A 26,008-nucleotide genomic window follows, 5' to 3' on the forward strand; every position below is an offset into this window, starting at 1 on the left:
GAGTACACCTACCCGACCGCCGCGGCCCGCGCCGGACCTGGCCGGCGAAGTGCTGCGGCATCCCTGGCGTGGAACTGCTCCTCCAGTTCCTCCAGTGACTTGCCGCGTGTTTCGGGCAGATACGCCTTGACGAAGAGCACGGCAAACACACCGAGTCCGGCGAAAAGGAAGAACGTGCCGGAGATTCCAAGGCCCGCCGTGAGCATGGGAAAGCTGAAACCTACGGCAAAATTGACCATCCAGAGGATGAAGGCGGTGCTGCCCATCCCCAGCCCGCGGATCTTCAGCGGGAAGATCTCCGAGAGCATCAGCCATGTGACCGGTGAAATGGCACCCTGCTGGAATGCGAGGAAGGTGACGGTCAGCGCCAGGATCACGAAGCCGCGCCCGGTGCCCTCGGGCAGCAGCAGCGAAAAGAGACCGATCAGGGACAGTGCGGTAATGGTTCCAATCTGGCCGACCATTAGCATTGGGCGCCTGCCGACCCTGCCCAGCAGCCAGATCCCCGCGAAGGTTGCCAGGACGGAGATCACACCGTTGGCGATGTTTGCTGTCAGTGCGGCCTGCGTGCCGAATCCGGACTGCTTCAGGATTTCGGTGCCGTAATACATGATCGAGTTCACGCCGGTGATCTGCTGGCAGATCGCCACCCCTACGCCGATGAAGAATATGTGCCGCATCCACGGCACCCGCAAATCCTTGAAGGATCCCTTCTTCGCCTCATAGTCCTCACGCGCCAGCGCCCGGACGTCGTCAATTTCCTTCCGTGCCACCGCCGCGGTCCGGATCTTCTTGAGCACTTCGAAGGCTTCGGGGAAGCTCCCGATCGAGGCGAGCCAGCGCGGGCTCTCCGGTACCCGGAGCATCCCGATCCACAGTCCGATGGCGGGCAGGGTCGCGAGCACCAGCATCCACCGCCAGATGTGCGTCTCGTCAGCCCAGACATTGCCAAGTACCGCGTTGGTCACGAAGGCGAGCAGCTGGCCGCTGACGATCATCAGCTCGTTCCGGGTCACCATCTGTCCGCGCAGGTGGGCCGGGGCCATTTCCGCCAGGAACACCGGCACCATGGCCGAGGCTCCGCCCACTGCCAGGCCAAGAATGAAACGGAAAGCCACCATGACGGCAACGTTCGGTGCTAGCGACACTCCGATGGTTCCCAGCAGGAACACGGCGGCCAATCCCATGATCAGGCGCCGGCGGCCATAGCGGTCCCCGAGCCTGCCGCCGGACAGCGCACCGAAGGCAGCACCGACAAGCAGCGAACTGGTGACCAGCCCGGTGGTCAGCGGCGTCAGGCCCAGATCGTCCTCCATGAAGGGCAGCGCTCCATTGATGACGCCTGTGTCATAGCCAAACAGCAGGCCGCCCAGCGTACTGACCGCGGTGATGCGTTTGAGCGCCTTGTTGGGTTTCATCCCGGCGTCCGGGGACTGGCCGCGATCCCTGATGCGCCCGGGTTCCTGCTCAGGGCTGATGCCCCGTTCGGGCTGGTTGGTCGCGCTCATTGCTTGTCCTCCGTCCGTTCCGGGGCATCTCCGCGTCCGCGGATCATGTCCATCATGGTGGTGAGCTGGTAGCGGGATACTTCGTGGGCGTTTTCATCTTCAGCAAAGACGCTGGAGACCATGACGGACTCTGTGCGGTCCAGGAATCCGTTGCCGGACAGAGCCTCGAGAAGCTCCTGCCAGTCCACGTCTCCGTCACCGATCTTCAGGTGCTGGTGCACCCGGACGGTATTGCCCGGCGGGTTGGTGATGTAGCGCAGGCCGTGCGATGCACGGTGGTTCATGGTGTCCGCCATATGGACAACCCGCAGCTGCTCCCCCACGGCGGCCAGAATGTCACCCGGCGCGTCCGCCAGATGAAAAGAATGAGCAGCGACAAGGACAAAGCCGAGATTTGGCGAATTGACACCCCGGATCACCCGCCATGCGGCCAGGCCTTCCTCAACGAAGTCATCGGGGTGGGGATCTATGGCCACGTGGAGTCCCTCGCGCTCAAACACCGGCACCAGCTCCTCCATGGAGCGGTAGAAAGCGGCCTCGGATTCTTCCGGTTGTTCCGGGCGTCCGCCAAATTCTGTGTTCAGCTGCACGGTGCCGAGGTCGACGGCGATCTGCACGGCCCGCTTCCAGTAGCGCACCGCAGTCTCGCGGAGATTTTCGTCAGGCGAGGACCACCGCAGCACCGGCAGGACCGAGGCAATCTCAACTTCTGCTTCGGCACAGGCCTTTTTCAGGTCGGCTACCAGGGCGTCGTCAGCTTTGGGATGGGTAAAGAACGGCAGAAAATCCGGATGCGGCGTGAGCTGCAGGTATTCGTATCCCAAATCTGCGGCCAGCTGCGGAAACTCCAGCAGCGAGTGGCTGTGATGGAACGGCGTTGGGTCCAAGGCAATCTTCATTGTTCGCACTCCTCTTTCGCTGGCAACGCAGTGCTCTGCATCGCACCGGCGCCGTGGTCAGCTCTGGTACAGCAGGGGCTTTTCGTGAAGCTCAACGGCAACCGTACGGCCGGTTTTCTGCGCTTCGACGCCGGCTTCGCAGCAGGCCGCCGCCGCGTATCCGTCCCAGGCACTGGGCCCGCCGATGTCCCCCTGCAGGGCAGCGTCCACCCAGGACTGGATTTCGCGGTCGTAGGCGGCGCTGAACCGCTCGGCAAACCCCGGCAGGACGGTGCCGCCCCAGCGTCCGCGGGCGCTCAGGTACGGGCCGGCGTGGTTTCCGATCCGCACTACTCCCTGCTCGAACACCGCCTGGGTGCCCACCTCGTAGCCGTACTGGGCATTGACATAGATCTCCACGTCGGCCAGCACACCCGAGGTTGTTTCCATTAGCACCTGCTGCGGGTCATTCATGCCCGCCGGGGCGTTGCGGGTGGTCTTGCCGGTGCGCACCCGCACCGAGGTAATCTCTTCCGCGCTAAAGAACCGGACGGCGTCAAACTCGTGCACCACGGAGTCGTTGATCAGCATTTCGTTGCTGAATCCGGGCGGTGTGGCGGGGTTGCGGTGCTGGTGGTGCAGCATCAGCAGCTCGCCCAGTTCTCCGCTGCGGATCAGCTCGGCCAGATGCGCATACTCGGCGTCATAGCGGCGCATGAAGCCCACCTGGATGCGTTTGCGGCCCAGCTTCTCCTCCGCCTGCAGCACCCGCCAGGCCGACACCGAGTCCGGGGTCAGGGGTTTTTCGCAGAGGATGGGGATATCCCGGGCGAGTGCGGCGTGCAGTGCGTCTTCATGCAGAAAGCCGGGCGTTGCGATCAGCACAGCGTCCGTGCGCGGGTCCTCAAGCGCTGCGCGGATGTCGGTCAGGGCAGCGGCACCGGGAACACCGGCGGCTGCGGCGGCTGCCCGGGCAGGATCGATGTCGACGACGGCGCTTACCTCCGCCCCGTGGGTGCGCCGGGCCAGGCGCTGAATATGGTCAACGCCCATGCGTCCGGCACCGATGACGGCAACGCTGAGATTCCGGCTCATAGGAGCCTCCTTATGTGATCCTTGCGGAGCTGGTTGCGAAAGTTGGGTAAGGCGGCAGCTAGGAAACGCGCGTCCGTGAACCGCAGGAGAGCAGGTAGTTGCGGGTCCGGCGGGCGATCGGCAGGGGTACGTCCAGATGGGCCACCGGGTACATGTCCTGCTCCACGATCCCGAACAGCGGCCGGTTCAGTTCCTCGGCCGCCGCGATGACCAGGGACAGATCAGGCAGTCCCCCCGGTGGTTCACTCATGACCCCGGCCCGGTTTGCCGCGGCCCAGGTCAGGTTCTCCCGGCGGACCGTGTCCAGGACCTGCGGATCCACCTGTTTCAGGTGCAGGTAGCCGATGCGCTCCGGGTAGGTGGTCATCAGCTCCACGCTGTCCGCATCTCCGTACTGCGCATGTCCGGTGTCCAGGCACAGGGACACCACTTCGGGATCGGTTTCCTGCAGGAAGCGTTCAATGTCCGGCTGCGCGCATACGTGCGAGTCGGCGTGCGGGTGGAACTGCTGCTGCAGTCCGTAATCCTCGGCCAGCACCTTTCCCAGCCGGTTGTGGCCGAGAAACAGGTCCTGGAGCTGTTCCGGCGAAAGGTCGGAACTCTCGATCGCTTCTCCGGTTACGTCGTCGCGCCACATCGCCGGAATCACCACCATGTGCTGCCCGCCCATGGCCGCCGTGAGTTCAGCAACCCGGCGGGCCGGCTCCCATGCTTCCTCCCACTGATCGGCGCCGCGGTGAAAGGCCGTGAAGACGGTTCCGGCGGAGACCTGCAGGCCGCGCTGCCCCAGCTCATCCGCCAGCCGGACCGGATCGGAAGGCAGGTAGCCGTACGGTCCCAGTTCGATCCACCGGTAACCGGCTTCGGCCGCTTCGTCCAGGAAACGCTGCCATGGGGTTTGCCGGGGGTCCCGGGCGAACCAGACGCCCCAGGAATCCGGTGCGGTTCCGATGATGAGCTTGTTCTCAGTCATGTGCCGGTCCTGTCTCTGCGTCACCGATCAACGGTTTCTGTGCGGCCTTGTGCCGGAGGTAGGTGCTGCGGGCATCCCGGGTGGACTCCAGTTCGGAGGCGCCGGCTACGGGAACGTCCCACCAGGATTCGGAATCGGGAGCATCGATCAGCGGATTGGACTCGACGTGAATCAGCACCGGCCCGCTGCCCTCGGGTTCGGCCTTGGCCTTGGCGACGGCCGTCTCCAGGTCGGCCACTGCATTGTCACCGGGCTCCACCCGGATGACGCGGACGCCCAGTGATTGCGCATTTGCCGCGAGATCAACGGGCAGCAAATCGCCGTCGTCGAAGGTTCGGTGCACGGGATCCAGCGTCCGGTAACGGGTGCCGAACCGCTGCGAGCCCAGCGACTCGGAGAGCGCCCCGATGGAGGCGTATCCGTGGTTCTGGATCAGGACGGTTATGAGCTTGATGCCTTCGGCTACGGCGGTGACCAGTTCGGTGTGCATCATCAGGTAGGAGCCGTCACCCACCATGACGACGACGTCGCGCGGGGACTCGCCGTTCCCGGCACGGCGTGCCTCGTCAACGGCGGCGCGTTTTACTCCCAGTCCGCCCGGGATTTCATAGCCCATGGTGGAGAAGGCATATTCCACGTGGTAGCCGAAGGGGTCGGCAATGCGCCACATTTTGTGCAGGTCGCCGGGCAGGGATCCGGCAGCACAGACGACGACGTCGCGTGCATCGGTAGCGCGGCGAACGGCGCCGATGATTTCGTTTTGGCTGGGCAGCGGAACATGCCGGGTGTCAAAAACCTCGTCCACAGTGGCGTTCCAGCGCTGCTTTTTCGCTGCCACCAGCTGCTCCAGGTCCGCACCAACGCGGTAACCGGACAGGGCCTCCGTCAGTCGAAGCAGCGCCTTGCGGGCATCAGCCACGATTGGCAGCGCGGTGCCCAGCTTGTACGCGTCCAGCGGTGCCACGTTGATGTTCACGAACTTCACGTCCGGGTCCTGGAAAGCCGTGCGCGAGGCCGTGGTGAAGTCTTCATAGCGGGTGCCGATGCCAATGATCACGTCCGCATCGTGTGCGACGGCGTTGGCCGCCGTCGTACCCGTGGAACCGACGGCACCGAGGCAGTACGGAGCGTCCCAGGGCAGCGAGCCGACGCCGGCCTGGGTGTAGGCAACCGGTATGCCCGTAAGTTCGGCCAGCCGTGCCAGCTGAGCGGTGGCGAACGCGTACAGCACTCCGCCTCCCGCGATGATCAGCGGACGCCGGGCTGAGCGGATCAGCTGGGCGGCGCGGAGGATGTCATCCTCGTCGGGCTCAGGGCGGCGGATGCGCCATTCCCGCTCCGCGAGGAATTCTGCGGGCACGTCGAGTGTCTCGGCCTGGACATCCTGGGGCAGTGAGATGGTGACCGCGCCGGTGTCGGCAGGATCCGTAAGGACCCGCAGACCGTTGAGGAAGGCCGAATAGAGCTGTTCCGGCCGGACCACCCGGTCAAAGTACCGGGACAGCGGGCGGAAGGCGTCATTGACGGTGATGTCGTAAGCGTCCGGACGCTCCAGCTGCTGCAGCACGGGATCCGCCGCCCGGGTGGCGAAGGTGTCTGCCGGGAGCAGCAGCACGGGAAGCCGGTTGGTGGTGGCCACGGCAGCCCCGGTGAGCATGTTGGTGGCTCCCGGCCCAATGGAGCTGGTCACCGCATAAGTGGCGCGCCGGCGTACGTGCCGTGCGTATCCCACCGCCTGATGCACCATCGCCTGTTCATTGCGGCCCTGGTAATAGGGCATCACATCCGGGTCCCGGACCTGCTCCTGTTTTAGTGCCTGGCCCACCCCGGCAACGTTGCCGTGGCCAAAGATGCCGAAGATGCCGGGGATCAGGCGCTCGCGGTAGTCCACACCCCCGATGCTGTCCACAACGTACTGTTTGCCCAGGAACTCGACCACTGCCTGGGCCACCGTCATGCTGCGCGTTTTCATGGTGCAGGCACTTCCTGTTCGGGGACAAAGTTCCGTGCCGGGTGGTTGTTGAGCAGCGAGGCCGCCGCGGCCACGGCCTCGCCCACGTCACCGCTTTTGGGGTACAGCAGGGTTCTGCCTACGGTCAGGCCCTGGACGCCGGGCAGTTTCAAGGCCGCCTGCCAGCGGTTCAAGGTGTCCTGCGGGGACCCGGACGGGTCTCCGCCGAGCAGGACAGCGGGCATGGTGGTGGCTGCCAGAACCCGCTCCATGTCGGGGACCACGGGCAGCTTCAGCCAGGTATAGGCGCTGGTGGAACCCAGTCCCGAGGCGATGGCAATGGAGGTCATGACGGCGTCGGCGGTCAGGTCGTTGCGCAGGCGGCCGTGATCCCACACGGACATGAACGGTTCCACCATTGCCACCAGGTGCCGCTCTGCGAGGGCGTCGATGGTTTTCGCGGCTGATTCCAGCGTGCTGACCGTTGCCGGGTCTCCCAGGCAGATGCGGACGAGCATTTTGCCCCCGGTGGCGCCCAGCGACTGCAGCGCGGCTGCGGTGTGGCCCGTGAACCGGTCGTCGGGTTCATTGACGGAACCGGCCAGCCCGCCCCGGTTCATGGAGCCGAACAGCAGTTTACCGTCCAGAGCACCCAGCAGGAGCAGGTCATCCATGATGTCGGCTGTGGCCAGCACACCGTCCACTGCCGGATGGGCCAGCGCGGATTGCAGCCGGTCCAGAAGATCATGGCGGTCTGCCATCGCCATGGACCGCTTGCCTACGGCGAGGGCGCCGCGGGCCGGATGGTCGGCTGCAACAATAAAGTTTTGTTTCCCCAGCCGTGGTCCGGGGTGGGGACGGCGTTCGGCAGCCGCGCGGCTGACGGCTCCGGGGTCCTCCAGCCGGAGGCGGGTCAGGTGCTCGTAGCGTCGCGGGTTGTCATCGAAGCCGTTCACGTGGTTGCCTCCAGGAGTTCCGGCACCATCCGGCCGCGTTCGGTCAGCAGCTCGAGAACTTCCGTGGGCGTGGGCATGGCATCCGCGCAGGAGATCCGCGATGCCACCAGCGCACCTGCTGCGTTGGCGTATTCCAGCACTGCGGCCAGGGGCCACCGCGCCAGCAGCCCGTGGCACAACGCGCCGCCAAAGGCATCTCCGGCTCCAAGCCCGTTCACCGTCTCCATCGGAACGGGCGAAGAGATCACGCACTCGGTTGGGGTCTTTGCCAAGACGCCGTCAGCCCCCAGTTTGACCACCGCCAACGCAACGCCTTCGGCAAGCAGCCTGTCAGCCTGTTCTTCGGGCGTTCCTGCTCCCACCGCCACCGAGCATTCCTTGGTATTGCCCACCGCAACCGTGACGTACGGAAGGATGCGGTGGATTTGTTCTCGGGCTTCATCCTCGCCGGACCAGAACATCGGCCGGTAGTCCAGATCCAGGACCGTGTGTTGTTCCGGTCCCAGCGCCTCCCTTGGCCGGGCACGGTGGGCGGCCAAATGCGCTCCCCGGCTGGATTCCTGGCTCAGGCCCGTCACCGTGGACCAAAAGATGCCTGCTTGCCGGACGGCGTCCATGTCCAGGTCTTCGGCCGCGATCTGCAGATCGGGCGCCGTTGGAAACCGGCCGTAAAAATACAGGGGGAAGTCCTCCGGCGGCATGATCGCGCAGAAGGTCACGGGGGTTTGGAGCTCCGGAACGGCAGTGACATAGCTGTCGTCGACGCCGAACCTCAACAGTTCCCGGTGCAGGTATTTTCCGAACGGATCGTCACCGGTCCGGGTGATGACGGCGGCCCTGCGCCCGTGCCGGGCTGCGGCGACCGCAACGTTGGATGGTGATCCGCCAAGGTACTTGGCAAAGGAGGTGACATCCGCCAGATCCACTCCAATGTCCTGCGGGTAGATGTCAACGCTGATCCGTCCGATGGTGAGCACTTCGTGAGGCACTGTGTCCGCCGGCCTTTCCGCTGGGGACGGCGCCGCCGCCCTTATTGGCTAAAGCGTGACCGCAGTCACATGCACATCCTGTGCCCCCAACTTTGTCCTGTCAATGTCTTCGACAGAATCAACTGACCCAACCGCTCCAGAGGGCCGTATCGCTGACTACCGGCGCAGCCACACAGGGGTGCAGGAAGGCCATGTCAGCCCAGCAGGCGACCTTTGTCCTGTCATTTCCGCGACCAGCCCGGAAGATTTGAAGGATCCCCTCCGCCTCAGCAATGTTTCGCCCCTGGAGCAGGTGGTCCAGACAAGTCTTGAGGGGTGGCAGGTGCAGCATAAATGCCTGCGGTGTCCGTGACCGCAGCGTTCCGGCTGTCCGGCGCAAAAGAAAACACCCCGGTCCGAAGACCGGGGTGTTACCTGTGTCGCGACTCATCAGTGAACGATGTCTGGACGATTTCCTTTGGTGCCCGAAGTGGGACTCGAACCCACACACCTCTCGATACTGCATTTTGAGTGCAGCGCGTCTGCCAATTCCGCCATTCGGGCCAGCCCTGCGGTGTGAATCACAAAGTTCACATTCCGTGTTGGGCGCGAATCTACTCTACATGCGGATAGGCTATTTGTGTGAACTGTCAGTTCGCACACGGCAGTCAACCGCATTCTGAGGAGCACCTGTGTCTGAGTCCACCGAGCCCGCCCCGTCCAACACGCCGGCGCGGCGCGTCATTGTCGCCGAAGATGAGACGCTGATCCGCCTCGACATCGTGGAAATCCTCACCGGTGAGGGATACGACGTCGTTGGTGAAGCCGACAACGGCGAGAAGGCCGTTGCCCTTGCCACCGAGTTGAAGCCCGATCTGGTCCTGATGGACGTCAAGATGCCCGTCATGGACGGCATCACGGCAGCTGAGCAGATCGTCAAGGCCCGCATCGCGCCGGTTGTCCTGCTGACCGCCTTCAGCCAGAAGGAACTGGTTGAACGCGCCCGCGAGGCTGGAGCCATGGCCTATGTGGTCAAGCCCTTCACCCCCGCTGACCTGATTCCCGCGATCGAGATTGCGCTGTCCCGCCACGAGGAAATCAAGGCCCTCGAGGAAGAGGTCAGCGACCTCAAGGAGCAGTTCGCCACCCGCAAGCTGGTGGAGCGCGCCAAATCGCTGCTGACCACCAAGATGGGCCTCACGGAACCCGAGGCCTTCCGCTGGATCCAGAAGACCTCCATGGACCGCCGCCTGAGCATGCGTGAAGTCGCCGAGACCATCATCAACCAGGTCAACTAAGGCTTCTCAGGCGACCCCGCCAAGAAAAACCCCGCCCGACGTCGTCGGGCGGGGTTTTTTGCGCTCGGCATCAGGCCGCGGACAACGCCCTGCCCTTGATGGTTTCGAATTCCTGCGGGGTGATGGCACCGGCGTCAAGCAGGTCCTTGGCCTTGGAGATTTCGTCGCTGGGGGAAGATCCCGCAACCCGGCGAATGTATTCCTCCGTGGAGTTCTGCAATTCCTGTGACTCCCTCCTGGCCCGTTCATTCATTCCCCTCCCGCGGGCGATGAGATAAACGAGGACCGTGAGGAACGGAAACAGCACCAGAAAGATGACCCACACAGCTTTGGCCCAGCCGCTCAGTCCGCGATCACGGAACAAGTCGCTGATCACCGCAAAGAGGATAAACAAATAGGCAAAGAGGACTGTCACGGTGAAAACCCACCAAAGGGTGTCCCAAAAATTGTCCCAGTAGCTCAAAGCTGCTCCTCTCTCAGGCCGTACTCATGATCATCGCCCGCGCGCTTGAGCAGTGCCATGGTCCAACGTCGATACGCAGCCGCGGCTAGCGAAACAGTGCAGGTCATCCCCCGCTGTCCGGGATTGGTTCTGCCCCCCCGGGCACGGGTGGTTGAACCGTGGGTAAGTAGGCACATGGGTAAGGAGTGGTGGCATATCTGGAAAACTGGATATCAATAGATGGAACTGGATACGGCTACAGGAAAAAGCTGCCCGGCCGGAAAACCCCGGCCGGGCAGCTCTGATGGAACGAGGTGAAGTCCGTGTTAGATGGACTTGGCCTTGCCCTTGTTGGAGTTCTTGATCGGCCACGGGCCAACCTTCTCCTTGACGCGCATCTGGCCGTCAAGGCGCTGACCTGCGTCAGCGATGTCCCCTGCCTTGTGGACCTTGATCGAGTTGGTGGAACCAGCCTGTCCGGGAGGCGAACCGGCTGCGATCACCACGATGTCGTCAATGTCCACCAGGTCGTTCTCGAACAGCGTCCGGTCCACCTGGGCAGTCATCTGGTCAGTGTTCTCCGCAAACTCCACGAGCATGGGCTGGATGCCCCAGAACAGGCTCATGTAGCGGTAGGTCTCTTCCACAGGGGTGAAAGCCAGCACCGGCTTCTTCGGGCGCAGACGGGAAAGCCGGCGGGCCGAGTCACCGGACTGGGTGAAGGTGCACACGAACTTTGCATCGAGCTGGTCTGCGATTTCGACAGCGGCACGGGTAATGGCGCCGCCGCGGGTACGCGGCTTGGAGCCCAGGGCCGGCACGCGGTTCAGGCCGTGCTCTTCGGTGGACTCGATGATCCGGGCCATGGTGGTCACGGTCTCGATCGGGTACTTGCCCACTGACGTCTCGCCCGAGAGCATCACGGCGTCGGCACCGTCAAGTACGGCGTTGGCGCAGTCGGAGGCTTCAGCGCGGGTGGGCCGCGGGCTGTCGATCATGGATTCCAGGACCTGGGTGGCCACGATGACCGGCTTCGCCCAGCGGCGGGCCAGCTCGATGGCATTCTTCTGCACCAGGGGAACGTCTTCGAGGGGAAGCTCCACACCGAGATCGCCACGGGCAACCATGATGGCGTCGAAGGCGTCAATGATTTCCTCGATGGCAGCCACGGCCTGCGGCTTCTCGATCTTGGCGATGACCGGAACGCGGCGGCCTTCCTCGTCCATGATTTCGTGGACGCGGCGCACATCAACGGCGTTACGGACGAAGGACAGCGCAACCATGTCCACGCCGCGGCGGATGGCCCAGCGCAGGTCTGCCTCATCCTTGTCGCTCATGGCGGGCACGCTTACCGCCACACCCGGCAGGTTCAGGCCCTTGTTGTTGGACACGGGGCCGGGAACGGTCACTTCGGTGACCACCTTGACGTCATCAACGGCAGTGGCACGGACGGAGACCTTGCCGTCGTCAATCAGGAGGGTGTCCCCCACGTTGACGTCGTTGGGCAGTCCCTTGTGCGTGGTGGAGACAATATCCTTGGTGCCCGGAACATCTTCAATGGTGATCGTGAAGACGTCGCCCTTGTTCAGGTAGTGCGGGCCGTCCATGAAGCGGCCAAGACGGATCTTGGGCCCCTGCAGGTCAGCGAAGATGCCTACCGGCTTGCCCAGTTCCTCGGACGCCCGGCGCACGTTCTCATACACAGAATTGTGTACGTCGTGATCTCCGTGGCTCATGTTCATGCGGGCTACGTCCACTCCGGCGCTGAGAACCGCGAGGGTGTTTTCGTAGCTTGCGATTGCTGGGCCGAATGTGGCCACAATTTTTGCACGTCTCATAAGCTCAAGCCTAGTCGTCCTGCGCCGATTACGCATGGAGACGGGCCGCATAGCAGGCGTCCTTGGATACAGCTGCCAGTGTTTTTTGTCTCAGGCAGCCGGCGAGGGCGGCAAGCAACCACCCCCCAGCTGCCTCTCACGGATCTCGGGAGCTTCCCGGCCGGCATCCTAGTAAGCTTGAACGCCGGAACAGACAACCGCCAGCCAGTGTCAGGAGCAGCATTTTGGAGAGCGCGTCGGAAAACAGGTCGGGGGCCGACGGCGGCTCAGCCGGCACTCCTCCCCGCGGGCTGAGGGAACGCAAGAAAGCCCAGGTGCAGGCCCAGCTCGTGACAACAGCCTGGGAGTTGTTCGCCGAGCATGGGTTCGCGGCCGTCACCGTGGACCAGATTGTGGAAGCGGCAGGAGTTTCCCGCAGTTCGTTTTTCAGGTACTTCGATACCAAGGACGCCGCGCTGTTCCACAACACGAGACTTGCCCTGGACAACATGGAAGCCGATTTCGAATTCCGCAGCCGCAGCACCCCGCCCCGGCAGGCCCTTCATCAGTCCCTGCTGCAGGCCGCGACGGATTACGAGCCTAGGCGGAGCGAATACCGGACCCTGCGCCGGCTGATGCGGGAGGACCGGGTGCTGCGCGCAAGCGCCGCGGCGTACAACCAGTCGCTCCTGGCAGAGATGACCTCGACCTATCTGCGGCAGTTGGGCCAAGGTGACGAGCTCGCCGCGCGCGTGGAGGTGGCGGTCATGTGGGCGGCGGCAACCGTCGCCCTGGAATCGTGGGTCCGGGCCGACGGGGAAGACCTGCTGCCCCTGACTGTCCGGGCCCTGGCTGCCCTGCACCAGGACGCCTAGGCACGCAGGCTACCTGAATATCTGCACAGCTGGCCCCAGGGCAGCTCAGCATGAGGCCGCCGGTCGAGATCCGGCGGCCTCATGCTGAGGAGGCTGTTCGGGCGGGCCGCACCATGTGCGGACCTACAGCACAGAGATGGCCCGGTCGCTGGGCGCCACCGGTGCCGGCAGACGGGTGGAACCGGTCAGCCACTGGTCCACCGCCGCAGCACAGGCACGGCCTTCGGCGATCGCCCACACAATCAGCGACTGGCCGCGGCCGGCGTCACCGGCGGCAAAGACGCCCGGCGTCTTCGTCATGTAGTAGCCGTCGCGCACCACGTTGGAGCGCTCGTCGAACTCGGCGTGCACCTGCTCGGCCAGTCCGGCCGGTTCCGGACCGGTGAACCCCAGCGAGAGGAACACCAGGTCTGCCGGAATAACCCGCTCGGTGCCGGCTTTGGGGACGCGCCGTCCGTCCACGAATTCTGTTTCGGCGATCCGAACCCCGGTCAGCTGTCCGTTCTCGCCCACGAATTCCACGGTGGAGGCCAGGTAGGTGCGCTCCCCGCCCTCTTCGTGTGCGCTGGCAGTTTCGAACAGCGTCGGGTACATCGGCCACGGCTGATGTGCGGCGCGCTCTGCCGGCGGCTGCTTGCCAATGGCCAGGGTGGTGACGGACGCCGCCTGCTGGCGGTGCGCGGTACCCAGGCAGTCCGCACCGGTGTCGCCGCCGCCGAGGATCACCACATGCTTGCCCTCGGCGGAAATGGAGTTCTTCACGCGTTCCCCGGCCACGGCACGGTTTGCCTGCACCAGGTATTCCATCGCGAAGTGCACGCCGTTCAGTTCGCGGCCGGGGATGGGCAGGTCCCGGGGCACGGTGGCTCCGGTGGCCACCACCACGGCGTCGTACCGCCGGCGCAGCTGTTCCCAGCTGATGTCACGGCCCACTTCGACGCCGGTGCGGAAGCGGGTGCCTTCGGCGCGCATCTGGTCGAGGCGGCGGTCGATCTGCGCCTTTTCCATCTTGAAGTCGGGAATTCCGTAGCGCAGCAGGCCGCCAATTTTGTCATCGCGCTCGTATACGGCAACGGTGTGCCCGGCACGGGTGAGCTGCTGGGCCACGGCCAGTCCCGCAGGTCCGGAGCCGACGACGGCGATGGTTTTGTCCGTGAGCCGCTCGGGAGCGTGCGGGGTCACCCAGTTTTCATCGAAGGCCTGGTCAATGATCGAGACCTCAACCTGCTTGATCGTCACTGCCGGCTGGTTGATGCCCAGCACGCACGACGATTCGCACGGGGCGGGGCACAGCCGTCCGGTGAACTCCGGGAAGTTGTTGGTGGCATGCAGCCGTTCAATGGCTTCACGGCCCTTGTCCCGCCACATCAGGTCATTCCACTCCGGAATGAGGTTTCCCAGCGGGCAGCCCTGATGACAGAACGGAATGCCGCAGTCCATGCAGCGTCCGGCCTGCGCCTTCAGCACGCCCTTCTCCTGGGCTTCGTACACCTCTTTCCAGTCCATGATGCGAACGGGAACAGGCCGGCGCGGCTGCGTTTCGCGGTCGCGTACTTTCAAGAATCCGCGTGGGTCAGCCACCGGTTACCTCCAAGATTTTGGTCCAGGCTTCGGCGCCGTCGGGGTCAAGTCCCGCTTCGACGGCGGAGGCGCGGGCGTCGAGCACAGCAGCGAAGTCACGCGGCAGCACCTTGGTCATTCGGGCAACTGTGCCGGTGAAGTCCTCCAGCAGGGCGGCCGCCAGTGCCGATTCGGTTTCTTCCACGTGCCGGATCAACAGACCGCGGACAATGTCCGCGTCCTCGGCGTCCAGCGGCTCCAGGCGCAGTTCGCCCTTTTCCAGTGAGTCCTTGTTGATCCGCTCGGGGCGGATGTCCAGCAGGTACGCGGTGCCGCCGGACATGCCGGCACCGAAGTTCCGTCCCGTGGGCCCCAGGATCAGCGCCTGTCCCCCGGTCATGTATTCGCAGCCGTGGTCACCGATTCCTTCGACCACTGCCGTGGCACCGGAATTGCGGACCAGGAAGCGTTCACCCACCTGCCCGCGCAGGAACATTTCCCCGCTGGTGGCGCCGTAGCCGATGACGTTGCCGGCTATGACGTTGCGGGCGGCGTCAAAGACGTTGGCGCGGTCCGGCCGGACAATAATCCGCCCGCCGGAAAGGCCCTTGCCGACATAGTCGTTGGAATCCCCGAGCAGGCGCAGCGTGATGCCGGCCGGCAGGAAGGCACCGAGCGACTGCCCCGCCTGGCCGGTGAGGGTCACGTCGATGGTGTCGGTGGCCAGCGTATCGATGCCGAAGGTCTTGGTCACGGTGTGCCCCAGCATGGTGCCCACGGACCGGTCGGTGTTGACCACGTCCAGCGTGATGCGCACCGGATTCCGGTTGGTCAGGGCGTCCGCGCTCATTTCGATCAGCTTGTTGTCGAAGTGCGCATCCAGATCATGGTTCTGCTTCACCATGTTGCGCATGGGCGCGCCGGGTTCGACGACGTCGGCGCCGCGCAGGATCGGCTCCAGGTCCAGTCCGTCGGCCTTCCAGTGGTCCACCGCGGCCTTGGTGTCCAGCAGTTCGGTGTGCCCGATGGCTTCTTCGAGGGAACGGAATCCCAGTTCGGCCAGGATTTCGCGCACTTCCTCGGCCAGGAACTCGAAGAAATTGACCACAAATTCGGGCTTGCCGGAGAACCGTGCCCGCAGTTCGGGGTTCTGCGTGGCTACGCCCACCGGACAGGTGTCCAGGTGGCAGACGCGCATCATGATGCAGCCGGAGACCACGAGCGGAGCGGTCGCGAAACCGAACTCCTCACCGCCCAGCAGCGCGGCAATCACAACGTCGCGCCCGGTCTTGAGCTGGCCGTCCACCTGCACCACCACGCGGTCGCGCAGGCCGTTGAGCATCAGGGTCTGCTGCGTTTCGGCCAGTCCCAGTTCCCAGGGCGCTCCGGCATGCTTGAGCGAGTTCAGCGGCGAGGCGCCGGTGCCGCCGTCGTGCCCGGAGACGAGAACGACGTCGGCCTTGGCCTTGGTCACGCCGGCCGCCACGGTGCCGATGCCTGCTTCGGAGACGAGCTTGACGTGGACCCGGGCGCTCGGGTTGGAGCGCTTGAGGTCGTAGATCAGTTGCGCCAGGTCCTCGATCGAGTAGATGTCGTGGTGCGGCGGCGGGGAAATGAGGCCGACGCCGGGCGTGGAGTGCCGGGTGCGGGCCACCCACGGGTACACCTTCTGCGCCATCAGCTGGCCGCCTTCGCCGGGCTTGGCGCCCTGGGCCATCTTGATCTGGATGTCCTCGGCGTTGGTGAGGTACAGGCTGGTGACACCGAAGCGGCCCGAGGCCACCTGCTTGATGGCGGAGCGGCGCTCCGGATCCAGCAGCCGCTCAGGATCTTCGCCGCCCTCGCCGGTGTTGGACTTGCCGCCGAGCCGGTTCATGGCAATCGCCAGGGTCTCGTGGGCTTCCTGCGAGATGGAGCCGTAGCTCATGGCGCCGGTGGAGAAGCGCTTGACGATGCTGGCGACGGATTCCACTTCCTCCAGCGGAACGGCAGGCCGCTCCCCCTTGCGGAACTCCAGCAAACCGCGCAGGGTCATCAGGTTCTTCGACTGGTCATCAACACCGTTGGTGTACGCCTTGAAGATGTCATAGCGGCGTTCGCGGGTGGCGTGCTGGAGCCGGAACACGGTTTCCGGATTGAACAGGTGCGGCGGTCCTTCGCGGCGCCACTGGTATTCGCCGCCGTTCTCCAGCGGACGGTGCGGATCCTCGATTTCGTCGTCGGGGTAGGCGCTGGCGTGCCGGGCGGCTGCCTCGGCGGCGATGACGTCCAGGCCGACGCCGCCGAGCTGGGTCTGCGTTCCGTGGAAGAACTCGTCCACCATTTCCTGTCCCAGGCCCAGGGCTTCGAACGTTTGGGCGCCGCAGTAGGAGGCAACGGTGGAGATGCCCATTTTGGACATGATCTTCAGAACGCCCTTGCCCAGGCCCTTGATCAGGTTGGCCACGGCCTCTTCGCGGGTGACCCCGGTGATGTCGCCGTTGCGAACCAGTTCCTCGCAGCTTTCCATGGCCAGGTACGGGTTGACCGCCGAGGCGCCGTAGCCCATGAGCACTGCCACGTGGTGCACCTCGCGGACATCACCGGCTTCGACCAGCAGGGAGATCTTGGTGCGGTTGGCGCTCTTGAGCAGGTGGTTATGCACAGCGGAGAGCAGCAGCAGGGACGGGATGGGCGCCCACTGGGCGCTGGAATCCCGGTCCGAAAGCACGATGTACTCGATGCCGCGGTTGACGGCGCCGGAGACCTTTTCGCAGATTTCCGCGATCCGGGCACGCAGTTCGGACTCGCCGCCCTGCGGCCGGTACAGTCCGCGGACCTTGAGCGCGATCTTTTCGCCGTCGGCGTTGGTCAGCTTGGCAATCTTCGCCAGCTGGTCATTGTTGATGACGGGAAAGTTCAGGGCCACCTGGTGGGTGCGGACCTGGCCGGGGGCCAGCAGGTTCCCCACCGGTCCGATGGAGGCACGCATGGAGGTGACCAGTTCCTCGCGGATGGAGTCCAGCGGCGGGTTGGTGACCTGGGCGAAGGACTGCACAAAGTAGTCAAAGAGCAGCCGCGGGCGCTGGGAGAGCACGGCTATGGGGGTGTCCGAGCCCATGGCGCCCAGGGGTTCGGCACCGGTGCGGGCCATGGGGCCCAGCAGGATGCGCAGCTCTTCCTGCGTGTAGCCGAAGGTGCGCTGGCGCCGGTTGATGGAGGCCTTGGTGTGCAGCACGTGTTCGCGTTCGGGCAGCTCTTCCAGGGAAACCTGGTTTTCCTTTACCCACTCCGCCCACGGATTGGCAGCGGCCATCTCCGCCTTGATTTCGGCGTCCTCGATCAGGCGGCCGGCGCCGGTGTCCACCAGGAACATCTTGCCCGGGGAGACACGGCCCTTGCGGACCACCTTGGCCGGATCAATATCCACGACCCCCACCTCGGAGGCGAGCACCACCAGTCCGTCCTCGGTCACCCAGTACCGTGCCGGGCGCAGGCCGTTGCGGTCCAGGACCGCCCCCACCTGGTTGCCGTCGGTGAAGGACACCGCAGCCGGGCCGTCCCACGGTTCCATGAGCGTGGAATGGTACTGGTAGAAAGCGCGGCGGGCCGGATCCATGGTGGCGTGATTCTCCCAGGCCTCGGGGATCATCATCATGATGGCGTGCGTGATCGGCCGGCCGGAGAGCATCAGCAGCTCGGCAACCTCGTCAAAGGACGCCGAGTCCGATGCGCCCGGGGTACAGATGGGGAACAGCTCTTCCGGCGTGTCCCCGAGCAGCGGGCTCTTCAGCTGGGACTGACGGGCGCGCATCCAGTTGCGGTTGCCCTTGACCGTGTTGATCTCGCCGTTGTGCGCGATGGTCCGGAACGGCTGGGCCAGCGGCCAGGACGGGAACGTGTTGGTGGAGAACCGGGAGTGGACGATGCCCAGCTTGGTCTTGAAGCGCGGGTCGGAAAGATCGGGATAGAACGGTTCAAGCTGCGCGGTGGTCAGCATGCCCTTGTAGACCATGGTCTTGGAGGACAGCGAGGGGAAGTAGACGCCGAACTTGTTCTGCGACCGTTTGCGGACGCGGAAGGCGCGGGCGTCAAGATCGGAGCCGTCGCCGTCGGCCGGTGCCAGGAACACCTGTTCGAAGTGCGGCATGCAGGCCCGGGACATGGCGCCCACAAGGTCCGCCACCACCGGCACTTCGCGCCAACCCAGGACCGTCAGGCCCTCGGACTCCGCCATGGCCTCGACGCCGGCGCGGGCGGTGTCCTGTTCCCGGGCTTCGGAGGGAAGGAACGCGGTGCCGACGGCGTAGGTTCCGGGGGCCGGAAGCTCAAATCCGGTGACGGCACGGAAAAACTCATCAGGGACCTGGGTCAGCAGGCCGGCGCCGTCGCCGGTGCCTTCATCGGCACCTACGGCGCCTCGGTGTTCAAGGTTGCGCAGGGCGGTCAGAGCTGCATCCACGATGTCGTGTCCGGGCTCTCCGCGCAGAGTGGCGATAACGGCCAGTCCGCAGGCGTCCTTTTCATTCTCGGCACGGTAGAGACCGGAATCAGCCGGGAAGTTGGCGAAGCGGGTGAACGGCGAGAGTACAGGTGTGCCTGTGCCGCCGGGCGGAAAAGGTTCAGTCATGAGAGGTAAGTCCTTCCCCCTGATTGAGCGGTGGGAGGGGACGACGCTGGCCCCACGGCGGAAGGTGAAACGTTCCGCGGTGTCTTGAGTGTTCACGGACAGGCCAACGGTGTGGTTCCCGCGGCCCCGTCCGGGCGGCCACGGCGATGTGGCAGGAGCACCCGCCGCGAGGGTGGCCCGGGCCGGTGCTACTTGGCAGTACCCGGTGTCCCGGGCCGGCGAGAATCAGTGTCCTCGCTTTTTGTCTCTGCGAGATTAGCACGCGCCTGTTCCGATGATGCACCGGATTCGGAACCAAAAGGTTCTGTTTCCGTCTTGTTATCTGACTCACCTTCCGCCGTCGCGGATTCCGGCTCGTGCCCGGGAAGGTACAGGGACCCTTCCTGCCCCTTTTTGGCGCGGATTGTCAGGAAAATGAACATCGCCACAGAGAAGACAAGCAGTCCAATGCTGGTCCATACGTTCAGCCGTTGTGTGACGCCGAAGAACGTAATCATTTCAGCGTCGTCGATCCGCAGGATCTCGATCCACAGCCGGCCCAGGGTGTAGTAGGCAGCGTAGATCCAGAACAGCCGGCCGCCGCGCAGCCGGAATTTCTTGTCCAGGGCAAGCAGCAGGACCACTCCGGCGAGGCACCAGAGCGACTCATAGAGGAAGGTCGGATGGAACAGGGTTCCCGGTGCTGTTCCATCCGGAAAGTTTGGATTGTTCGCGTCGATTTCCAGCCCCCAAGGCACGTCCGTGGGACTGCCGAAGAGTTCCTGGTTGAACCAGTTGCCCCAGCGGCCCACGGCCTGGGCCAGCAGCAGACCGGGCACGCCCGCGTCGGCGAAGGTGGAGAGCTTAATGCCGGCGCGCCGGCAGCCGATCCAGGCTCCCACGGCACCCAGGGCCACCGCACCCCAGATGCCCAGCCCGCCCCGCCAGATCTGCGGAATCAGGGAGAGGTCACCGTTGGCGCCGAAATAGGCCGCCGGTGAGGAGACGACGTGGTACAGCCGTCCGCCGATGATGCCGAACGGGATGGCCCAGATGGCAATATCCCACACGGCCTCCTCAGGCAGTCCACGGCGTTTCCAGCGCACCGACGTCATCCACAGGGCCAGGATGATGCCGGCCAGAATGCACAGTGCGTAGGTGTGGATGGTCAGCGGTCCCAGCGAGAAGCTGCTGAAGTCCGCGGGCGGGCTGGGAATGCTGGCCGGGGCAATCACGGACGTCAGGTGCATTAGTTGCTCTTCCGGGTTCCGGTGCTGAGTTCACGGGTCAGGTCCGCCACGGCGGGGACACCGCCGTCGCGCAATGCGGCCACCAGGGCGGTGCCCACGATCACCCCGTCCGCGTACGCGCCGATTTCACGGACATGGCCGGAGTTGGAAACTCCCAGGCCTACGCAGACGCGCTCCGCGCCTGCCGCGCGGGCAGCGGAAACGACGTCCTTGGCGGCGGTGCTCACTGATGTGCGTGCGCCGGTGACGCCCATGATGGACACCGCATAGACGAAGCCCCGGCTGGCCGCGACGGTGCTTTTCATACGTTCGGGGGTGGACGACGGCGCCACCAGGAATACCCTGTCCAGTCCGTACTTGTCCGAAGCCGCCATCCACTCCGACGCTTCATCCGGGATAAGGTCCGGGGTGATCAGCCCGGCTCCCCCGGCTTCAGCCAGGCGGCGGGAAAACTCATCCACACCCATACGGACAACGGGGTTCCAGTACGTCATCACCAGCACAGCGGCATCGGTGGCGGCAGTGATGCCGGCGACGACGTCGAACACCTGGCTGACGCGGAAACCGTGCGCCAGCGCCTCGGTGGTGGCGGCCTGAATGACGTGGCCGTCCATGACCGGATCGGAGTACGGGATGCCGACTTCAATCAGGTCTGCGCCGTTCCGGGCCAGGGCAATGCCGGCGTCGATGGTCTCCTGCACACTGGGGAAGCCTGCGGGCAGGTAACCGATCAGCGCCGCGCGGCCGTCAGCGGCGGCGCGGTCAATGGCGGCAGCGGACTTGCTGACGGCAGCAGTGCCCGCGCCGGATGTGTTGTCGACTGCGGTGCTCACAGCTGTTCCCCTTCTTTGCCGATTTCTGCTTCGGCTGATGTGTCATCCAGCAGGTTGAACCATTCAGCGGCCGTGGCCACGTCCTTGTCCCCGCGGCCGGAGAGGTTCACGAGCACGATTTTTCCTGAAACGTCGCCGTCGGCGGCCTCGGCTGCCAGCCGCTGCCCAACCTTGATGGCCCCGGCCAGCGCGTGTGCGGACTCGATCGCGGGAATGATGCCTTCGGTGCGGCAGAGCAGCTGGAAGGCGTCCATCGCCTCGCTGTCGGTGATGGGCTCATAAGAGACCCGGCCGATGTCGGAGAGGTAGGAGTGTTCCGGGCCCACGCCGGGGTAGTCCAGGCCGGCGGAAATGGAGTGTGATTCCACGGTCTGGCCGTCTTCGTCCTGCATCAGGTAGGACCGGGCGCCGTGCAGCACGCCGGGGCGGCCCAGGGTGATGGTGGCGGCATGGCGGCCGGTTTCCACGCCGTCGCCGCCGGCCTCAAACCCGTAGATCTTCACGTCCGGGTCATCCAGGAAGCCATGGAAAATGCCGATGGCGTTGGAACCTCCGCCGATGCAGGCGCACACGGCGTCAGGGAGCCGGCCGGTCTGTTCCAGGATCTGGGCGCGGGCCTCTTCTCCGATGACCTCATGGAAGAACCGCACCATGGCCGGGAACGGATGAGCTCCGGCAGCGGTGCCGAGCAGGTAGTGGGTGTTGTCCACGTTGGCGACCCAGTCGCGCAGCGCTTCGTTGATGGCGTCCTTCAGCGTGGCCGAGCCGTGGCTGACGGGGATGACGGTGGCGCCGAGCAATTCCATGCGCGCTACGTTCAGGGCCTGCCGACGGCAGTCCTCGGCGCCCATGTACACCACGCACTCCAGGCCCAGCAAGGCGGCGGCCGTGGCGCTGGCCACGCCGTGCTGCCCGGCGCCGGTCTCGGCGATGATGCGGGTCTTGCCCATACGCTTGGCCAGCAGCGCCTGCCCCAGGACATTGTTGATCTTATGGGAGCCGGTGTGGTTCAGGTCCTCGCGCTTGAGGAACACCCGGACACCGCCGGCATGCCCGGCGAAACGCTTGGCTTCGGTGAGCAGGGAGGGCCGGCCGGAATAGTTCTTGTTCAGGTCCGCAATCTGGGCGCGGAACTCCGGGTCAGCCTTGGCCTTCTCGAAGGTGTCTTCCAGCTCGTCCAGCGCGGCAATCAGGGATTCCGGCATCCAGCGGCCGCCGTACTCCCCGAAGTATGGGCCGGAGGCGTGGCGCAGCGAACCGTGAACATTCAGGAACGCTTCAGCCACCTCTTCCGTGACGGTTCCGGCCGCGGCGCGCTGCGCCTCGTCCGCAGGTGCGGTGTCAGTGGAAGTGACTGGTGACCCGGCGTCAGCATGTGCTGAGCCGGTTTGGTCCGGATTCCCGGTCATGGGGCTGGTTCCTGTCCTGCTTTGGTCCGGACGGCGGACCGCCCGGACAGGGAATATGTTGCTCTGTCGGCCTGCCGTCAGTCCTTGCCGTGCATCTGCCGGGCGGCGATGGCCTTGCGGCCGGTCTGGGCGAAGTCGGCGATAGTAGCCGCCGGATCATTGTGCCGCACCAGGGCTTCGCCCACCAGGACGGCGTTGGCGCCGTCCGCAGCGTACTGCTCCACATCGGCGGCGTCCCGGACTCCGGATTCAGCGATCACGAGTGCACCTGCGGGAATGCTGTCGGCCAGCGGTGCGAAGACCGAACGGTCAACGTCCAGGGTCTTCAGGTTGCGCACGTTAACACCAATGATCCTGGCGCCAACGGCGACGGCGCGTTCAACTTCGTGCTGCGTATGCGTCTCCACCAAAGCGTTCATGCCCAGCTCGTGGGTGAGTGCCAGGAAATCCTTGAGCTGCTCATCGTCCAGGGCTGCCACGATGAGCAGCACCAGGTCGGCACCGTGGGCGCGGGCTTCCCAGATTTGGTACTCGTCAACGGTGAAGTCCTTGCGCAGCAGCGGGATCCGCACCGCGTCCCGGACGGCATCAAAGTCAGCCAGGGAGCCGCCAAAGCGGCGCTGTTCGGTGAGCACGCTGATGACTGCTGCACCGCCGCGTTCGTAGCTTGCTGCCAGCGAGGCCGGGTCGGCAATGTCCGCGAGGGCGCCCTTGGAGGGGCTGCTCCGCTTAACCTCGGCGATAACCCGGAGTTCGCCGCGGGGGTTGTCATTGCCGCCCAGAGCAGCAAAGGCGTCCAGTGCGGGAGCGGCCGCACGGGCGCGCTCCCGCATCTGTTTCAGCGGAACGGCTTGCCGGCGCGCCTCGAGATCCTCGGCGACGCCGGCAATGATGTCGTCCAGGACGCTCATGATTTAGTGGCCGCTGTTGGAGAGTTTCGAGCCGCCTACGCCATAGCCGGCCTTCTTCATGATGAAGCCGACCACCAGGCCGAGGGCAATGACGCCCAGGCCGATGCAGAACCACAGCACGCTGGCGATGATGAAGCCAACGCTGGAGATTCCGGCGCCGACAATCATGATCAGGACACAGGTCCAGGCTGCGGGCGTATTGCCGTGGCCGATGGTCTCATCATGGATGCTGGCGTGACGCTCGGCTTCATTTTCGGGCTTGGTGTCAACGTTGCTGCGGGTGGCGTTTGAGCTCATGGTAAATCTCCTCTGTACGAATCAGTTTCCATTCTGCCATTGACTGGCGGAAACTCTTTCACATGTTGCGGCGCTTCGGTGGTTCCGCCTCCGGGCCCGGAGGCGGAACGGTGGATCGGGTAGGTGCGGTCAGCGGTAGTTGGTGGGGTCATCCCCGCGCGTCAGCCGGTCCCAGCTGTCGATGTCATCAACCGGCTCGGGACCCTCGCCGTTGTTGCCGGCGTCGGGCGAACCGGCTCCCGGCGTCGTGCTTTCCGCTCCGGGGGCGGCGGACGGCGCTGTGCCGGCCGCCGGGGCCGGTGCGTACCGGCGCGAGGACTTCCAGCTGCGGCTGGCGATAGCCAGCCAGACGCCGGTGAGCGCGATCAGGACACCGGATACCAATGCCGCCCACGGCATGCCCGTGAGCGTGACCACGGTGCCGGCTGCTCCGCTGACACCGATCGCCTGTCCGATGGCTCCGGCGGCTCCCTGGGCGGGATCGCTGATGACGGTCCAGCTGGCGGCAGCCACACCGATGCCCGAGACCACCAGGATCACGCTGACAATCCAGCGGGCCACGGACCCGGCAATCGAGGCTGCCAGGCCTGCCGTAATGGCGACGACGGCGAAGGCCGTCACCGCGGTGGCGGCATCGGATCCTGAAACGGCCAGGTCCGGGGTCTGGACGGCGGTTGCGGGCAGTTGAACGTTCAGCCAGGTGCGCGTGGTGGTGGCAAAGGCTGCGATGCCGAAGAGCACCGCCGCCATGATGACGGTTCCCTTGCGCTGCCACCGTTTGGTGGGTGTGCTCACTGCGGTACTTCCTGCTCTGCGGATTGGGGGTTGGAGAAAAGTGGGGGTGCGGCGACGGTTTCCAGGCTCCGGGCGATCAGTGCTGCGCGCAGCGGTGCGGCTGCCTTGTTGACGGTTTCCTGGGCTTCGGCTTCCAAATCGGAGTCCGCCACAATGCCGCCGCCGGCCTGGACAAAGGCTTTGCCGTTCCGCAGCAGCGCGGAGCGGATGGCAATCGCCATGTCCATGTCGCCGGCGAAGTCCAGATAACCGACCACGCCGCCGTAAATGCCGCGGCGGTGCGGTTCCAGCTCATCCAGCAGGCGCAGGGCGCGGGGCTTGGGTGCACCCGAGAGGGTTCCGGCGGGGAAGGTTGCGGCCAGGACATCGTAGGCGCTGCGCTGCGGTGCGAGTTCTCCGACGACGGTGGACACCAGGTGCATGATGTGGCTGAAGCGCTCCACCTCCATGAACTGGGTGACGTCCACGCTGCCTGGAATGCACACCTTGGAGAGGTCGTTGCGGGCCAGGTCCACCAGCATGAGGTGTTCGGCGCGTTCCTTTTCGTCTGCCAGCAGTTCCTCAGCAAGGGCACGGTCCGCATCGGTTCCCTTGCCGCGCGGCCGGGAGCCGGCGATGGGGTGCGTGATCACTTCGCTGCCGGTGACGGTTACCAGTGCCTCCGGTGAGGAGCCGACGACGGCGAAAGGGTTGCCGCGGGAGTCCTCGAAGTTGAACAGATACATGTACGGGCTGGGGTTGGTGTTGCGCAGCACCCGGTACACGTCCAACGGGTCCGAGGCGCACTCCAGTTCAAAGCGGCGGGAAATGACCACCTGGAACACTTCGCCATCCACGATGGCTTCCTTACCCCGTTGCACCGCTTTGGTGTATTCGGGTTTGGGCCAGGATTCCTTGACGCCGTCGGTGAGGGTAGAGGTGTCCACAGTGCCGCCGTGCAGCACCGAGACCGGCTGCGGAGTGGGTTCGGCCAACCGCTGCAGCATGGAGTTCACCCGGGCCACGGCGTCATGCCAGGCTTCGTCCACCCGCTCGTCGGAGCCGTCCATGTTGATGGCGTTGGCCACCAGCATCACGGTGCCGTTGGAGTTGTCGTGGATGGCCATGTCCGAAACCAGGTTCATGGCCAGTTCCGGCAGGTCCAGGTCATCAACGGGAGGGTTGGGCAGTTTCTCCCAGTGCCGGACGGTTTCCCAGCCGACAAAACCGACCAGTCCGGAGGTGAAGGGCGGCACGCCGTCCAGCCGTTCGGTCTGCAGCAGTTCGATGGTGCGGGCCACGGCTTCCACCGGGTTTCCGTCCAGCGGCACCCCGGCCGGCGGCTCGCCGAGCCAGTGGGTTTCGCCGTCGTGGGTGGTCAGGGTGGCGCGGGAGGAGGCGCCTATAAAGGAGTAGCGGGACCAGACGCCGCCGGCGGCAGCGGATTCCATCAGGAAGGTTCCCGGCGCGCCCGCGGTGAGCTTGCGGTAGATGCCGATGGGTGTGTGGGCGTCGGCCAGCACGCTCAGGTGCACCGGAACCACGCGGTGTTCAGCGGCCAGGGCCCGGAATTCCTCGAGGCCGGGACGGATAACTCCAAGATCCTGCATGTGTCTGGTTTCTTT

Annotated in this window: 20 protein-coding genes and 1 tRNA gene; 2 read left to right on the plus strand and 19 right to left on the minus strand. The window is 65.0% G+C overall.

The window, feature by feature from the left end; translation table 11 throughout:
• Positions 1–8: 8 nt before the first annotated feature.
• The 8 genes from CXR00_RS10830 to CXR00_RS10870 form a co-directional block, all read right to left on the minus strand.
• Positions 9–1,508 carry a sugar porter family MFS transporter gene (locus CXR00_RS10830; RefSeq protein ID WP_308470496.1) on the minus strand — a complete coding sequence of 500 codons (1,500 nt, stop codon included), beginning with the start codon at positions 1,506–1,508 and terminating at the stop codon, positions 9–11.
• Positions 1,505–2,407 (minus strand): sugar phosphate isomerase/epimerase, encoded by a 903-nt coding sequence (locus CXR00_RS10835; RefSeq protein WP_104054495.1) that lies wholly within the window; start codon positions 2,405–2,407, stop codon positions 1,505–1,507. The genes CXR00_RS10830 and CXR00_RS10835 overlap by 4 nt, the downstream gene beginning before the upstream one ends.
• A gap of 57 nt (positions 2,408–2,464) precedes the next feature.
• Entirely contained in the window at positions 2,465–3,481 is a 1,017-nt protein-coding gene (locus CXR00_RS10840; protein WP_104054496.1) for a Gfo/Idh/MocA family protein, read from the minus strand.
• Between the two features lie 58 nt (positions 3,482–3,539).
• Positions 3,540–4,454: a sugar phosphate isomerase/epimerase gene (locus CXR00_RS10845; RefSeq protein WP_104054497.1), complete on the minus strand. Its 915-nt coding sequence runs from the start codon at positions 4,452–4,454 to the stop codon at positions 3,540–3,542.
• A complete protein-coding gene (gene iolD, locus CXR00_RS10850) occupies positions 4,447–6,411 on the minus strand; it encodes a 3D-(3,5/4)-trihydroxycyclohexane-1,2-dione acylhydrolase (decyclizing) (RefSeq protein ID WP_104054858.1) in 1,965 nt (654 codons plus the stop codon). Before iolD ends, CXR00_RS10845 begins: the two co-directional genes overlap by 8 nt.
• An 11-nt stretch (positions 6,412–6,422) precedes the next feature.
• Entirely contained in the window at positions 6,423–7,361 is a 939-nt protein-coding gene (locus tag CXR00_RS10855) for a deoxyribose-phosphate aldolase (protein ID WP_104054498.1), read from the minus strand.
• Positions 7,358–8,350, minus strand: a complete 993-nt coding sequence (gene iolC / locus CXR00_RS10860; RefSeq protein WP_104054499.1) for a 5-dehydro-2-deoxygluconokinase — start codon at positions 8,348–8,350, stop codon at positions 7,358–7,360. Before iolC ends, CXR00_RS10855 begins: the two co-directional genes overlap by 4 nt.
• 458 nt (positions 8,351–8,808) lie before the next feature.
• Positions 8,809–8,893: transfer RNA gene (locus tag CXR00_RS10870), tRNA-Leu, on the minus strand.
• Positions 8,894–9,021: 128 nt separating this feature from the next.
• On the opposite strand from CXR00_RS10870, the gene CXR00_RS10875 reads away from it, so the two are divergent.
• Positions 9,022–9,627, plus strand: coding sequence for an ANTAR domain-containing response regulator (locus CXR00_RS10875; RefSeq protein WP_104054501.1), 606 nt, complete (start codon positions 9,022–9,024; stop codon positions 9,625–9,627).
• 70 nt (positions 9,628–9,697) lie between these two features.
• Here the strand turns inward: CXR00_RS10875 and CXR00_RS10880 are convergent, their stop codons facing one another.
• Positions 9,698–10,090, minus strand: coding sequence for an SHOCT domain-containing protein (locus CXR00_RS10880; protein ID WP_104054502.1), 393 nt, complete (start codon positions 10,088–10,090; stop codon positions 9,698–9,700).
• A gap of 305 nt (positions 10,091–10,395) precedes the next feature.
• Positions 10,396–11,907, minus strand: a complete 1,512-nt coding sequence (pyk, locus tag CXR00_RS10885) for a pyruvate kinase (RefSeq protein ID WP_104054503.1) — start codon at positions 11,905–11,907, stop codon at positions 10,396–10,398.
• 224 nt (positions 11,908–12,131) lie between these two features.
• On the opposite strand from pyk, the gene CXR00_RS10890 reads away from it, so the two are divergent.
• Entirely contained in the window at positions 12,132–12,761 is a 630-nt protein-coding gene (locus CXR00_RS10890; protein WP_181032263.1) for a TetR/AcrR family transcriptional regulator, read from the plus strand.
• A 123-nt stretch (positions 12,762–12,884) separates the two neighbouring features.
• Here the strand turns inward: CXR00_RS10890 and CXR00_RS10895 are convergent, their stop codons facing one another.
• The 9 genes from CXR00_RS10895 to CXR00_RS10935 form a co-directional block, all read right to left on the minus strand.
• Complete coding sequence (locus CXR00_RS10895) at positions 12,885–14,342, minus strand: glutamate synthase subunit beta (RefSeq protein ID WP_104054505.1); 1,458 nt, start codon at positions 14,340–14,342, stop codon at positions 12,885–12,887.
• A complete protein-coding gene (gene gltB, locus CXR00_RS10900) occupies positions 14,335–18,930 on the minus strand; it encodes a glutamate synthase large subunit (RefSeq protein ID WP_104054506.1) in 4,596 nt (1,531 codons plus the stop codon). The genes CXR00_RS10895 and gltB overlap by 8 nt, the downstream gene beginning before the upstream one ends.
• 188 nt (positions 18,931–19,118) lie before the next feature.
• Positions 19,119–20,159 carry a prolipoprotein diacylglyceryl transferase gene (gene lgt / locus CXR00_RS10905; protein WP_104054507.1) on the minus strand — a complete coding sequence of 347 codons (1,041 nt, stop codon included), beginning with the start codon at positions 20,157–20,159 and terminating at the stop codon, positions 19,119–19,121.
• Complete coding sequence (gene trpA / locus CXR00_RS10910) at positions 20,159–20,992, minus strand: tryptophan synthase subunit alpha (RefSeq protein ID WP_104054508.1); 834 nt, start codon at positions 20,990–20,992, stop codon at positions 20,159–20,161. Before trpA ends, lgt begins: the two co-directional genes overlap by 1 nt.
• Positions 20,989–22,401, minus strand: a complete 1,413-nt coding sequence (trpB, locus tag CXR00_RS10915) for a tryptophan synthase subunit beta (protein ID WP_237685137.1) — start codon at positions 22,399–22,401, stop codon at positions 20,989–20,991. The genes trpA and trpB overlap by 4 nt, the downstream gene beginning before the upstream one ends.
• Positions 22,402–22,478: 77 nt before the next feature.
• Positions 22,479–23,312, minus strand: a complete 834-nt coding sequence (gene trpC, locus CXR00_RS10920) for an indole-3-glycerol phosphate synthase TrpC (protein WP_104054509.1) — start codon at positions 23,310–23,312, stop codon at positions 22,479–22,481.
• Between the two features lie 3 nt (positions 23,313–23,315).
• A complete protein-coding gene (locus CXR00_RS10925) occupies positions 23,316–23,609 on the minus strand; it encodes an HGxxPAAW family protein (protein WP_104054510.1) in 294 nt (97 codons plus the stop codon).
• Between the two features lie 129 nt (positions 23,610–23,738).
• Positions 23,739–24,404 (minus strand): Trp biosynthesis-associated membrane protein, encoded by a 666-nt coding sequence (locus CXR00_RS10930; protein ID WP_258060379.1) that lies wholly within the window; start codon positions 24,402–24,404, stop codon positions 23,739–23,741.
• Positions 24,401–25,993 (minus strand): anthranilate synthase component I, encoded by a 1,593-nt coding sequence (locus CXR00_RS10935; protein ID WP_104054511.1) that lies wholly within the window; start codon positions 25,991–25,993, stop codon positions 24,401–24,403. Before CXR00_RS10935 ends, CXR00_RS10930 begins: the two co-directional genes overlap by 4 nt.
• Positions 25,994–26,008: the final 15 nt, after the last annotated feature.

Origin of the sequence: Arthrobacter sp. 9E16 (assembly GCF_002929435.1) — a bacterium.
GTDB classification, from domain to species: Bacteria; Actinomycetota; Actinomycetes; order Actinomycetales; family Micrococcaceae; genus Arthrobacter_B; species Arthrobacter_B sunyaminii.

Bases quoted from the DNA above. Each gene is read 5' to 3' on its own strand.
- CXR00_RS10830 (WP_308470496.1), bottom strand. From the start codon at position 1,508: ATGAGCGCGACCAACCAGCCCGAACGGGGCATCAGCCCTGAGCAGGAA.
- CXR00_RS10835 (WP_104054495.1), bottom strand. From the start codon at position 2,407: ATGAAGATTGCCTTGGACCCAACGCCGTTCCATCACAGCCACTCGCTG.
- CXR00_RS10840 (WP_104054496.1), bottom strand. From the start codon at position 3,481: ATGAGCCGGAATCTCAGCGTTGCCGTCATCGGTGCCGGACGCATGGGC.
- CXR00_RS10845 (WP_104054497.1), bottom strand. From the start codon at position 4,454: ATGACTGAGAACAAGCTCATCATCGGAACCGCACCGGATTCCTGGGGC.
- iolD (WP_104054858.1), bottom strand. From the start codon at position 6,411: ATGACGGTGGCCCAGGCAGTGGTCGAGTTCCTGGGCAAACAGTACGTT.
- pyk (WP_104054503.1), bottom strand. From the start codon at position 11,907: ATGAGACGTGCAAAAATTGTGGCCACATTCGGCCCAGCAATCGCAAGC.
- gltB (WP_104054506.1), bottom strand. From the start codon at position 18,930: ATGACTGAACCTTTTCCGCCCGGCGGCACAGGCACACCTGTACTCTCG.
- lgt (WP_104054507.1), bottom strand. From the start codon at position 20,159: ATGCACCTGACGTCCGTGATTGCCCCGGCCAGCATTCCCAGCCCGCCC.
- trpB (WP_237685137.1), bottom strand. From the start codon at position 22,401: ATGACCGGGAATCCGGACCAAACCGGCTCAGCACATGCTGACGCCGGG.
- trpC (WP_104054509.1), bottom strand. From the start codon at position 23,312: ATGAGCGTCCTGGACGACATCATTGCCGGCGTCGCCGAGGATCTCGAG.
- CXR00_RS10925 (WP_104054510.1), bottom strand. From the start codon at position 23,609: ATGAGCTCAAACGCCACCCGCAGCAACGTTGACACCAAGCCCGAAAAT.
- CXR00_RS10935 (WP_104054511.1), bottom strand. From the start codon at position 25,993: ATGCAGGATCTTGGAGTTATCCGTCCCGGCCTCGAGGAATTCCGGGCC.